Annotated in this window: 10 protein-coding genes; 4 read left to right on the top strand and 6 right to left on the bottom strand. The window is 67.4% G+C overall.

Annotation, left to right across the window (positions count from 1 at the left end):
• Window position 1 precedes the first annotated feature (1 nt).
• The 4 genes from MTES_RS04565 to MTES_RS04550 form a co-directional block, all read right to left on the bottom strand.
• Window positions 2–907 (bottom strand): glycosyltransferase family 2 protein, encoded by a 906-nt coding sequence (locus tag MTES_RS04565; RefSeq protein ID WP_043361019.1) that lies wholly within the window; start codon window positions 905–907, stop codon window positions 2–4.
• Window positions 908–957: 50 nt separating this feature from the next.
• Window positions 958–1815 carry a glycosyltransferase gene (locus MTES_RS04560; protein ID WP_158309746.1) on the bottom strand — a complete coding sequence of 286 codons (858 nt, stop codon included), beginning with the start codon at window positions 1813–1815 and terminating at the stop codon, window positions 958–960.
• 200 nt (window positions 1816–2015) lie between these two features.
• Complete coding sequence (locus MTES_RS04555; RefSeq protein ID WP_013584025.1) at window positions 2016–3158, bottom strand: glycosyltransferase family 4 protein; 1143 nt, start codon at window positions 3156–3158, stop codon at window positions 2016–2018.
• Window positions 3155–4282, bottom strand: a complete 1128-nt coding sequence (locus tag MTES_RS04550; RefSeq protein WP_013584024.1) for a glycosyltransferase — start codon at window positions 4280–4282, stop codon at window positions 3155–3157. The genes MTES_RS04555 and MTES_RS04550 overlap by 4 nt, the downstream gene beginning before the upstream one ends.
• Window positions 4283–4323: 41 nt before the next feature.
• On the opposite strand from MTES_RS04550, the gene MTES_RS04545 reads away from it, so the two are divergent.
• Together MTES_RS04545 and MTES_RS04540 are read left to right on the top strand one after the other, a co-directional pair.
• Complete coding sequence (locus MTES_RS04545) at window positions 4324–5343, top strand: GDP-mannose 4,6-dehydratase (RefSeq protein WP_013584023.1); 1020 nt, start codon at window positions 4324–4326, stop codon at window positions 5341–5343.
• Window positions 5343–6245: an NAD-dependent epimerase/dehydratase family protein gene (locus MTES_RS04540; protein WP_013584022.1), complete on the top strand. Its 903-nt coding sequence runs from the start codon at window positions 5343–5345 to the stop codon at window positions 6243–6245. The genes MTES_RS04545 and MTES_RS04540 overlap by 1 nt, the downstream gene beginning before the upstream one ends.
• 22 nt (window positions 6246–6267) lie before the next feature.
• Here MTES_RS04540 and MTES_RS04535 read toward each other — a convergent pair whose 3' ends face one another.
• Both MTES_RS04535 and MTES_RS04530 read right to left on the bottom strand, forming a co-directional pair.
• A complete protein-coding gene (locus MTES_RS04535; RefSeq protein ID WP_013584021.1) occupies window positions 6268–6873 on the bottom strand; it encodes a low molecular weight phosphatase family protein in 606 nt (201 codons plus the stop codon).
• On the bottom strand, window positions 6870–8294 hold the full coding sequence (locus MTES_RS04530) for a polysaccharide biosynthesis tyrosine autokinase (protein ID WP_013584020.1): 1425 nt from the start codon (window positions 8292–8294) through the stop codon (window positions 6870–6872). The genes MTES_RS04535 and MTES_RS04530 overlap by 4 nt, the downstream gene beginning before the upstream one ends.
• 163 nt (window positions 8295–8457) lie before the next feature.
• Between MTES_RS04530 and MTES_RS04525 the strand changes: the two genes are divergently transcribed.
• Both MTES_RS04525 and MTES_RS04520 read left to right on the top strand, forming a co-directional pair.
• Window positions 8458–9792 (top strand): hypothetical protein, encoded by a 1335-nt coding sequence (locus tag MTES_RS04525; protein WP_148272804.1) that lies wholly within the window; start codon window positions 8458–8460, stop codon window positions 9790–9792.
• Window positions 9792–11687: a DUF4012 domain-containing protein gene (locus MTES_RS04520; RefSeq protein WP_013584018.1), complete on the top strand. Its 1896-nt coding sequence runs from the start codon at window positions 9792–9794 to the stop codon at window positions 11685–11687. The genes MTES_RS04525 and MTES_RS04520 overlap by 1 nt, the downstream gene beginning before the upstream one ends.
• The last annotated feature ends 84 nt before the right edge of the window (window positions 11688–11771 follow it).

The following is an 11771-nucleotide window of genomic DNA, read 5'->3' as shown; positions in this document are numbered from 1 at the left end:
GTCAGGTCTGCGGCTCCGAGAATCCGGCCACCTCGTAGGCCGACTTCTGCCGTCCGCTGCGGAGCTTACGGATCAGGCCCGTGGGACCGTAGAGCGCGGCTACCCACGCAAGGTGGTAGGCGCGGGCGACCGGGTGCGGCGAGCAGCGCGATCGGATGCGATGGACCAGCTGGCGGAGTTCTCGCCGGTCCGAGGGCGACAGATAGTCCTTGTGCTTCGCCATGAACAGTTCCGTCCCGCGAGCTCGGGCCTCGTTGACGGCCGTCAGCTGTCCCGTGCGGTGCTTTCGCTGCCGGAGAAGCCTCTCCGGTACGACCGCGTACGTGCGCCCCTCGCGAAGGAAACGGGCGAAGAAGTCGGTGTCGTTCTTGACGGGGAGGTCCTGATCGAATCCGCCGAGGGCGACGAACGCCGGCCTACGGATCAAGAAGTTGCTACCGGTGATTCCCGGATTGATGGCGAGAACCTGGTCGGCGCGCAGACCGTCATCCATCGAATGGCCCGGTTTCTCGTGCTGGTCGCTGAACTCGACGATCCAGCTGACCCCGAGATCGACGTGCCCTTTCGTCATGGCATCCATGCATTTCGCGACGAAGTCGATCTCCCAGATGTCGTCGTCGTCCAGGAAACCGATGACGTCGCCCGTCGTCAAGGCGGCACCGTGGTTGCGCGAGCCCGACGCTCCGCGCGGGCCTTCGACGCGCTCCACGTACCGTACGGGGATGGGAGAGGTCTCGGCCGCGGACGCGCTCACCGCGGCGGCGTCGGCGTCTGGCACGTCGCTCACGACCACGACCTCGGACACGGGGTGCGTCTGAGTGAGCACGGATCGGATGGCGTCTCCCAGGAACTCCGCGCGCAGGTGCGTGGGGATCACGACGGAGACCGTGTCACCTGTCTCGGGCATGGGGGCCTCTCGCTCGCGGGGCGCGGGCATCCCTGTCCCCTCTGTTCCCGTCACCGACGGGGCCGGGTCCGGGACAGCGCGGCGGTGGATGCTTCCGAAATGTTGTCGACAGCCGAATCGATGGTGAGACCGTCTGCATTCATTTTGACATGCTCGGCGAGGCGTTCGCGGAATCCGCGATCGGAATGCAGAAGGGAAAGTGAGCTGGTCCACGCGGAAACGTCGTCTGTGGGCAGGACGCACAGTCGTTTCAGCTCCGGGTCGGTGATGAGCATTTCCGCACAGCCGAATTGATCCGACACGACGACCGGGATGCCGAGCATGGCCGCCTCGACGGCACTGCGCCCGAAGGCCTCGCGGGTCGACGTGCCGACATACGCGAGGGCGTCTGTCCACAGGTCTTCGCGTGACGCCCACCCTGCAACGCGGACGTTCTTCGGCGCGGCTTGCGCTATGTCGTCCTGCAGCGGGCCCGTGCCGTACATGGTGCCTGACGCCGCCGGAAGCCCTCGTAGGGCGTCGACGAAGAGGGAGGGGTTCTTGTCGCGGCCGTAGCGCGCTGCCCAGACGAACGAGCGACCGTCGTCTTGCCGAGAGAGGCCGGCGGGAGGCAGAAGTCCCGGAGGCACGATGCGGTCGACCACGCTGCCCACTTCCCGCGCGAGCAGCGGGGTGGTGGCCCACACCTCCAGAGGTCGGCGCAGCGCGAGGGACTCCAGTGCGCGCCACACCGCCGCCTTGGCGGCGGATGACTCCCCGGCGGCGGGCCAGGGCAGACCGCGGAGGTAGGCGATCCACGGCAGAGACGTGAGGCTGAGCGCCATGTCTGTCTGCGGGATCATCGAGATGATCAGGTCGGCCTCTCGGACGACCGCGAGGGAGCGGAGGTGACGGGCGAGATCGCGCACGCCCCCGAGCCCCCCGGGTTCGACGGAGTACTCGATCACCCCGTCGTCGTCGGTGGGTGTCCCGGCGGCCTCCCGTGAGACGCCGATGACGGCGGTCCACGGAAGTCCGCGACGACGCGCGGCGCCCACCGCCTCGACGGTCGAGTTGTAGACGCCGCTCCTCGCGATCAGAGGCGCAGCGACGAAACAGATGCGAGGACTCATGCGGCCTCCACCACGCGCGTGAGGAACGAGCCCATCCGGGCGGTGACCTCGGTGTCGGTCGACAGTCCGGGTGTCGACAGGGCTGCGACGGCGAGGCGCTCGCGAAGCCCGTGGTCTTCGGCCAACCGTCGCATGCAGGACGCGAGCGACGATGCATCCCGCGCGCGGAAAACCAGACCGTTCTCATTGTCGCGGACCCACTCGACGGGCCCACCCTCGTCCGCGACGATGGTGGGCTTGGCTGCGGCGAGGTACTGCAGCACGTTCTGCCCCAGCGGCTCCGGCCGCACCGAGCACTGCACGCAGATGTCGAGCTGATCGATCGCGTCGGACACATCATCGACATGGCCGGCGAAGGTCACGCGATCCTCGACGCCCAGCTCCTTCGCCAGTGCGCGCAGATGCGCGAGGTAATCGTCCGTGCCGAACGCTGCGGCGCCGAAGAAGACCAGCTCGATGGTGCTCAGGGGGAAGGCTTCGACGAACGCGCGCAGGAGAAGATCCTGCCCCTTCCACGGATCGATGCGAGCAACCAATCCCACGCGTGTGACCCGATCGCGCATCTCCGGGGCGCTTCGACGTTGCAGACCGGACGGGCTCGGAATGACTTCGGTCAGGCAGCGCGCGGAGAGAAACGGTGTGACGGTCGCGAGGGAGGCCCGGGAGTTGGCCACGATTCCCGCAGCTCGCGGGAGCACGATCCGCCGCAGCAAAGCCGTCGCCAGTCCGCCGATCGCCTCCGGCTCGACGAGGTCGCGGATGTGGACGACAACAGGCTTGCGCGTGATCAGACCGGCTACTGCGGTGTAGACGCTCGAGCGGGAAGTATTGGCGACCAGCACGTCAGAGCGCCGCACCGAGGGAGACCGCACGACGGCGACGAGAGAGCGCAGCATGCCCCAAGCGAGCCGCGCCGCCCCGATGACCGCCGATCCGCTGTCGACCCGGGAGCGTTGCGCGGGGCCCCGTCGCTCGACGGCCACCGTCGGAGGCAGCCCGGCGTACGCGTCCGTCTCCCGAGCGGGCGGGCAGACGAGCGCAGGATGCCAGTCGGCCGGTGCGGAGAGCATGCGGCGAAGAGCCAGCTCGGCGCCGCCCCGTTCGGACGTGTGGTCGATGAAGACGGGTCGGAGCGTCACCGTGCGGCCCCGGGCTGGAGCGATGACGGGGATACCCGTTCGATCTCCTGGCGGAGGCGTCGCGCGAAGTTCTCCTCGCTGAAGGTCTTCGCATGTTCGATGAGACGCGCCGAGTCCCATGCGGTCTCCGCGTGTTTGCGCACGGCCCGCGCGATCGCGGAAGCCTCGGGGACGTCGAAGTAGACCCCCGTCTCGCCTTCCACGATGGTGTCGAGGAATCCACCCCATCGCAGCACGATGGAGGACTTGCCGAAGGTCGCCGCCTCGATCGGCGTCAGCCCGAAGTCCTCGTAGCTCGCCGAGACGACTGCGGCGCTGCGCGCGTACAGCCAGCGGATCTGCGCGTCGGTGAGACCTTTCGCCATACGCACGTTCGGGGGCGCCATCTCGGCGAGGCGTCGCTCTTCTGGCCCGGAGCCGACGACCACCAATGGCTTGTCGAGCTCGCGGAACGCATCGACCACCTTGTCGACGTTCTTATACGGGAGCAGCCGAGAAATGCAGAGGTAGAAACCTTCGTCGGGGAAATCGTCGAACAGCACAGGTTCCTGCGGGGCGTCGGCGTCCACGGAATGGGGCGCGGGCAAGACCTCGGACTCGATGCCGTAGGTGTCCCGGATGCGTTCCTGCACCACGGTCGAGATGGCGAAGTAGGTCGTGGCCGTTCGCGCTTTCCGTCTGTCCCACCGCTTCATCCAGGGCCGCAGCGCCAGAAGCATCACTCGTCGCAGACCGCGATCCGTGCCGAGATAAGTGTCCGTCTGGTACAGCCACCGCGCGGGGGAGTAGCAATACACGATCTTGGCGCCGCCCGTGGCGAAACCGTGAGCCCAGCCGCTGGAACTCGCGATCGTGCACTGCGCGGGGATCGTCACGGACTGTGCGGCGAGCGGGAGGAATGGGAGCGCCAAGCGGTGATTCCGACGGAAGATTCCGAGCCTGTTCAGCCACGAGGCGCGAATGTCGACGTCGGAGAATTCTGGATAGGAGCTGCTCTGCTCGTACAGTGTTGTGTACAGGGGGGCGTCGGGGAACGCTCGGTGCAATGCCAGCACAACCTTTTCCGCACCGCCGCGCTGCGTGACGTAATCGTGAGCGATGGCCAGGGGGATGGTTGCTGTCACCCGTAGATACTATGGCGTCGCTGTGTTCCACAATGAACAAAGTGACCGAGGAGAGGGACGACGTGACGTCGAAGTCTGCACTGATCACGGGCATTACCGGCCAGGACGGCGGGCACCTCACACGCCTGCTTCTGGACGAGGGATACTCCGTCTTCGGTATCGTCCGTGGGCAAAACAATCCGAAGCGCGCAGCTTTCTCGGCGGAGTTCCCCGAGGTCACGATCGTCGAGGCTGATCTTCTGGACGCATCGTCCGTGATCCGTGCCATCGATCTCGCCGACCCCGACGAGTTCTACAATCTGGCGGCGATCAGCCACGTCGGATACTCCTTCGGGAACCCCGTGCTCACTCTCGACACGACCGGCAAGGGTGTTCTGCACTGCCTCGAGGCGATCCGCATCACGGGCCGCGCGGATCGCACGCGCTTCTATCAGGCGTCGACGTCCGAGATGTACGGCGGACTCGATTACAACCGTCCCGGGCTGGGATACGACGAGGACTCGCTCTTCCACCCGCGGAGCCCGTACGGCGTCGCCAAGTTGTACGCGCATTGGATCACGCGCAACTATCGCGAGAGCTACGGCATCTTCGCCTCCTGCGGCATTCTCTTCAACCACGAGGGCGAACGGCGCGGCGTCGAGTTCGTCACGCGCAAGATCTCCGACGCGGTCGCTCGAATCTCCCTGGGGCTCGCCGACAACATCCAGCTCGGCGACCTGTGGCCGAAGCGCGACTGGGGCTACGCGGGGGACTATGTCCGAGGGATGTGGCAGATGCTGCAGCACTCGCAGCCCGACGACTTCGTCCTCGCGACGGGGGAGACGCACTCCATCGAGGAGTTCCTGGACCGTGCGTTCGCCGAGGTCGGCATCGAGGACTGGCATCCCTACGTCGTGCGCAACGAATCTTTCACTCGTCCGGCGGAGGTCGACATCCTCCTCGGCAACCCCGCGAAGGCTGAGCGGGTACTCGGCTGGCGCCGCGAGGTCGACTTCGAGGGGCTGGTGCGTCGAATGGTCGCGCACGACCTCGAGGTCCACCGGACGGCACCGCAGAATTGATGGGTTCCCTTCATGGGCGCCACGTGCTCGTCACGGGTGTGACGGGGTTCGTGGGGCAGATCCTCGCTGCGCAGCTGCGTGAGCACGGCGCTCGCGTCAGCGGCGTGGCGACGCAGGCCACGCCGGTCGAGGGCGTCGACGTGCGAGAGCACGATCTTCGACGGCATCCCCTCGACATCGACGGAGTCGATGACGTCGTCCACCTCGCCGGACTGGCTGCGGTCGGGCCGTCCTTCGATGATCCTCAGCTGTACATCTCCGCCAACAGCGCGATGATGACGAACGTCGGCGAACCGATCCTGAACTCCTCACAGGACTGCCGCGTGCTCGTCGTGAGCTCAGGTGCGGTGTACGGGGCGGGAGATGTGTCACCGCTCGCCGAAGATGCCGCTCTTTCTTTCGGGTCGCCGTACGCCGTGTCGAAAGTGCTGGTGGAGAACCAGGCTGCGTACTATCGCGAGCGCGGTCTTCCCATGACGGTTGCTCGTCCGTTCAACCACATCGGCCCTGGCCAGCGTGAGGGTTTCATCGTTCCCGACCTCGCGCAGAAGCTCTGCGATCTGGAGCCTGGAGAGGTCTTGCGGGCGGGAAGCCTCGACGCGCAGCGCGATTACACAGACGTGCGAGACGTCGCCGCGGCGTACGTGCGGCTCCTCGAGTGCGACACCCCCCGGCACGCGGTGTACAACGTCGCCAGCGGGGTGTCGCGCAGCGGCTGGGACGTGCTGGATCAGCTCGTCGAGGTTCTGGGGATCCCCCGCCCGGAGGTCGAGATCGCGGAAGTGCGAGCGCTCGATCCGTCCGTGGTCACCGGCGATGCGACACGTCTCCGCGAGGAGACCTCGTGGGTGCCGGAGATCGAGTTCGAGACCTCGATCTCGGACTTCGTCGCCTCGATGTGACGCCGCGACGAGGAAACTCTCGTCAGGCGGACGTCGCGAGCCGGGCAGCGCGTGCGAGGTAAGCGGCCACGCGTTCGGCGGCAGGGATCAACTCGTCGAACGAGCGCTGGTAGACCTCGTCGCTCTGTCGGAAGGGGTCGATCACGTCGAATTCCTCCGGGGCGGCGGGAGGAGGCACCGTGCCGCGCAACGAGGCGGCGAGGGCGACCGCAGCCGCCATGCCGTCCTGCGCGGTCGTCGCGCCGGCCTGAGCGATGGCTGCGGGCAGTCGATCGTCGACTGCCTCGGCGATGCGGGCGAGTTCGCGCAGGGTGAAGGCCCGTCGCATGGCCGCAGGAAGAGTCTCGACCACGTATCGCCGGTGCTCACGCGCCATGGCGACGATGAGGCTCGCCTGGCGGATCATCGACTCATCGATCTGACGCGCCACGTGCTGTGCCGCGTCGATCTCGAGCGTGGCGGCGAGCCGCTGAGCCGGTTCGGGCACCCCGCGTCCGACCAGCGCACCGACGCCCGCGCTCTGCACGACGACGTCGGTGAAGGGCGCGAGCGCCCGTGCGAGCGATAGCTCGGCGACAGGTGAGCGACACACGTTCCCGGTGCAGACCGAGAGGATCGAGAAGGTCACTTCGCGTCCCCCCGGCGCTGTGAACGCCGATCGGTCTTCGGCTCCGCGGGGGTCTTCTCGTCCGGAGCGCTGTAGGAGTACGCACCATAGCCGTAGCTGTCGGGGCCTTTCGACGGAAGCATCGTCACGATGACGCCGAACAGGCGGCTCCCGATCGCGTCGAGCTTCTCCACGGCGGCGGTGAGCTGCGGCTTCTTCGTGGTTCCTGAAGCGGCGACCATGAGGACGCCACTGGTGAAGCGCGAGACGACCGCGGCATCCGTCACCAGGAGGAGCGGGGGAGCGTCGACGAGCACGTAGTCGAAGGCGCCGGCGAGAGCTTCGAGCGTCCGCTGCATCGCCTGGCTGCCGAGCAGCTCCGACGGGTTGGGAGGCGTCCGGCCGGAGGGGAGGACGAAGAGCTTGCCGGTTCCCCACTGCTGCAGGACGTCGACGAGCTCGGCGCGGCCGATCAGGACATCCGTCAGCCCGACGCCGCCTTCGATGCCCATGTAGTCCGCGACGCGCGGCAGGCGCAGGTCGCCGTCGACCAGGACGACGCGCGCACCGGTCTCGGCGAGGGCGATCGCGAGGTTCGCGGTCGTGGTCGACTTGCCCTCGCCAGGGCCGGCACTGGACACGACGAACGAGCGCGACTCCCCGTCCACGTCGATGAACTGGAGGTTGGTGCGGAGGCTGCGGAACGACTCCGCGCGCGGGTTGCGCGGGTCGGCGTGAACGATGAGGGGCCGCTTCTTGGCGTCGGGGTCCAGGGCGATTCCGCCGAGCACGGGAGCCTCGGTGGCCGCTTCGATGTCGTGGAGCGAGTGGATCCGCGTGTCCAGGACCGAGCGCAGAACCGCGATTCCCAGTCCGAGCGCCAGTCCGACCACGATGCCGATCGCGATGTTCAGCGGGGTGTGGGGTGACGAGGGGGAGGTGGGGACCAGCGCGGGAGCGATGGTCTCGACGCGGACGAGGCTGGCGGCGTCGCCGTCGGGCTTCTCCAGTCGGTTCACCACGACGTCGGCGAAGTTGCTGCCGACCGAGTTCGCGATCGCCGCGGCCTGTTCGGCATTCGTGTTCGAGACGCGGACGGTGATGATGACCGAGTTCGTCGGGGAGGACGCGTCGATCGACCGAGCGAGCTGCTGTGGGGTGGTGTCGAGGTTGAGGTCATCGATGACGCGGTCGAGGACGACCGCACTGTCGACGACATCGACGAAGCTCACGACGGCTTGACGCGCGAAGCTGGTCCCCTGCACCAGTTCGCTGACGCCGGAACTGTCCGAGCGAACCGAGACATATAGCTCGGTGCTCGTTTCGTAGGTCGGGGTCTGCAGAAGCGACCACCCAAAAGCCCCCGCGCCGCCGAGGATTGTCAGCGATAGGACAAGAATCCAATTGCGGTGAAGGATCCTGAGATAGTCGCGCAGTTCCAAGCCTCGTCCATTCGCCGGTAAAGAAGGGGGAGGACGCGTCGCGCGGATAGCGCGAATATCTCGGGTATTCTTCCCAAGGCGTTCGCATGTGAACGGCGCCCCCTCGAACTAGCCTACGACATCCGCAGATATGCGCTGATGAGCCGCCCCCCCGGGAGAGAACATGAATGATCTTGCAGTTCTGTTCCCGACCGGCCGCGACCAAGAAGGCGATTCGCCGGTCGCTCGGCCTGATGCCGCGGAATTGCGGCGTCTGGTCGGCGAGGGGCCAACACGTCGTGAGCCGATTTCCGCCAGCGTTCCGCGCGACCTTTCGTCGGTCGTCGGACCGAGCGCGCCCGCTCCGGTCACACCGACCGTCGATCTGTCGAGCTTGTTGGGTGACGATTCCGCCCCCGTGCGGTCCTCTTCCGGAAGTGCAGATCTGGCTGCTCTCGTGGGTACCAGCGCGGGCCGGGCCGATGATCGGGGCTGGGTTGCGCCCGAACTGGCTCAAGCCGGACGTCGTCCTTTGTTCGGGGGGCGACGAAAAGCCGGTGCCGTCAACTACCTCAGCGTGGCTGCCGCCGCGATCGCCATTGTCGCCCTGGTGGGCACGGCGTCCTTCGCCGTCGTTCAGCGGGCCACGGCGAACCCGGCCGATGAAGCGATGGTCAGCCTCGGCGAACGCGAGGCTGAATTGCGCAACGACACGAATGTGTTGCAGACGGCCGCTGACCTCTATGTCGCCTCCGTTTCCGACGCCCAGGCTCTGGCCGACACCAGCGCCGCCACCCTGACCGGTCTGCAGGGCAGAGTCGAAGCGGCACCCCTCGCTGCGGCGGAGGCCGCCCGCGCGAGCCTCGCATCCGCTGCCTCGGCTTCTCTGCCGGTCGCCGTGCCGGAATACCGTCGGGCGAGCTTCGACGAGAAGTCCTTCGCCGATGTCGCCCAGGCCATCGACGACGTCCGTCTCGCGCGCGAAGCGCTCCCGGCGTTGCTCGCCCGCGTGCGCGACGCCCGAGCGGGGATCGTCTCCTCCATCGATGCGTTCCGCGCGGAACTGCGGAACGTGGGCGCGGCGATCGACGCGGCTGCAGGCGCCGAGGTGGCCAAGAACGACGCGGCCGCGGACAGCTTCCGAGACGCCGTCAGAGACGCCGCTGCTGCTGTCCATTCCGCCCAGCTGGCCGGCGGCGACGGCCTTGCGGAGATGCCGGCCTACGCGACCGCCCTCGACGCGCTGCGTGCCGAGAACACCCGGGTCCTGGACCTCCGTGCCGCCGAGGAAGAGGAGGAACGCTCCCGCACTCCCCAGCGCGAGAGCGATCCGCCGTCCCGCAACCAGCAGCAGCCGTCGAACCCGCAGCCGTCTGACCCGCCGACGACGGAACCGACGACCCCGCCCGAGCCTGAACCGACCACGCCTCCCGAGCCGACCACCCCGCCGGAGCCGGAACCCCAGCCGCAGCCGTCCACCGAGCCGCCGACGAATGGTGGCACAGGAGAATCCCCTTGATGGCCGACTCCTCCTACGGGCCGACTTCGTCCGAGCCTCCGCTGCGCCGCCGCCGTTCGTCGGCGGAGCCCGCTCCAGTGGAACACCCCCGGCGTCGCATCGCGGGATCGATCGTCGGTTGGACCGTGGGTGTCCTCGGCTTCGCGGTCTGCCTGGTCGCGGCCGTTTCGCTCGCCTTCCTGCAGCAGGCCGGCGTCGTCCGCACCGATCTGCTGAGCGCGCAGACGAAGTTGACGTTCGTCCCTCAGATCGTGGCGGGCCGAGACATCAACGGTTTGAACCAGGTCTCGGGAGAGGTGCTCGAGCTCACCGAGCGAGCGGATGCCGGATCCTCGGGGCCGCTGTGGGACTTGGCATCCTCCATCCCTCTGGTGAAGGAGAACACGCAGGCGGTGCAGCAGCTCACCGCGATGACCCGTGAGCTGACCCAGCGCGCGCTGCCTCCCACGGTGGCTCTGCTCACGGCATCCGACTTCTCCTCGTTGGCCATCGAAGGCGGCGGGATCAACCTCGAGCCGTTCCGCCAGGCGGAGGGCTCGCTGCCGGAGATCACCTCGGCCTTCGCCGACGCGAAGGTGGTGACCGATGGAATCGACCGGAACGGCCTTCTGCCTCTCGTGACCGAACCGCTCGACCAGGTGGCGCAGATCGTGGATCAGGCGGCGCCCTCGCTCGCGATCGTGCAGAAGTATCTGCCTTCCCTGCTGGGGGCGGCGGGCGGCGATGGTCCGCGCACGTATCTCGTGCTGTTCCAGAACAACGCCGAGATCCGCGCCACCGGAGGCAACCCCGCCGCCTCGAGCGTCCTCGTCGTCGACAACGGGCGGATGGAGCTCAAAGAGCAGGCGGACTCGATGGCCTTCTACGCCGCCGGCCTCGCGGGCGACTCGTTCGTCGACCTGCCCGAGAGCACGCGTTCGCTGTACCCCGACACGTTCACCCGCTACTCGCAGGACTACACCTTCACGCCCGACTTCCCGACGACAGCGCGCCTGTTCGAGGCTCTGTGGGATCGCACGGACGGCTCGCGATTCGACGGGGTCATCTCGATCGACCCGGTAGTGCTGTCGCACATGCTCGAGGTCACCGGCCCGGTCGACCTGCCCGACGGCGAGCAGATCACGGCGGAGAACGCGGTGAAGCTCGTCCTCAGCGACGCGTATCAACGCTTCGGTGACCGTGGAGACAACGGCCGTTCGTCCGACGAGTTCTTCGCCCAGGTCTCTTCCTCCGTCTTCTCTCGTCTCACGAGCGGCGACTGGAACCCGATCGCGATGTTCGATCAACTCTCGCGCAGTGCGCAGGAGCAGCGGATCAACATGTGGTTCGCCGACGACCAGGCGCAGGCCCTCGTGACGGAGACGGGGCTCGATGGAGCGCTGCACTCCGACAACGCGACGTCGACGCAGCTGGGCATCTATCTGAACGACTTCAGCATCAGCAAGCTCGAGTACCACCTCGCCACCGAGGTGTCGGCGACGTGCAACGCGGATGCGCGCACGGTCTCGGTCTCGATGAAGATGCACAACGGCATCACCGACGACATCACGAATGCCTACACGCTCGGAGCTCGCAACCCGAACTGGGGTCTGCCGAAGACGACCATGATGCTCGACACGTTGTTCTTCGCGCCTCCCGGGGCCACCATCACCGCGATGGATCCGGCCGATGGTGACATCCCCTCCCTCTCGCGAAGCGGGAACGAGAACGGCAATACGGGGGAGAGTCGCATGGTGACCCTCGGGCAGGACGAGACGCGGACCGTGTCCTACACCGTTCAACTCCCCGGCGGCCCCCTGGGTCCGCTGGACCTGCGTCACACGCCCACCGCATCCGACACCCCGGTCACGATCGATGCTTCGTGCGCCCCGCTCCTCGCGGGCCTGCCCGGGTGAGAGCGTCGCGGGTTCCGGTGCGTCCCCTGTAACGCACGCCAGTGTCCACCGACCAGGGCTTTCCTCTGGGTGGTGTGCTCGACA

Source organism: Microbacterium testaceum StLB037, assembly GCF_000202635.1.
Taxonomy (GTDB): Bacteria; Actinomycetota; Actinomycetes; order Actinomycetales; family Microbacteriaceae; genus Microbacterium; species Microbacterium testaceum_F.
The sequence above is the reverse complement of the archived record's forward strand: the minus strand, read 5'-3'. Positions and strand labels throughout refer to the sequence as shown.

Coding starts and splice junctions, on each gene's coding strand:
- MTES_RS04565 (WP_043361019.1), bottom strand. CDS start 907: ATGCCCGAGACAGGTGACACGGTCTCCGTCGTGATCCCCACGCACCTG.
- MTES_RS04525 (WP_148272804.1), top strand. CDS start 8,458: ATGAATGATCTTGCAGTTCTGTTCCCGACCGGCCGCGACCAAGAAGGC.
- MTES_RS04520 (WP_013584018.1), top strand. CDS start 9,792: ATGGCCGACTCCTCCTACGGGCCGACTTCGTCCGAGCCTCCGCTGCGC.
- MTES_RS04540 (WP_013584022.1), top strand. CDS start 5,343: ATGGGTTCCCTTCATGGGCGCCACGTGCTCGTCACGGGTGTGACGGGG.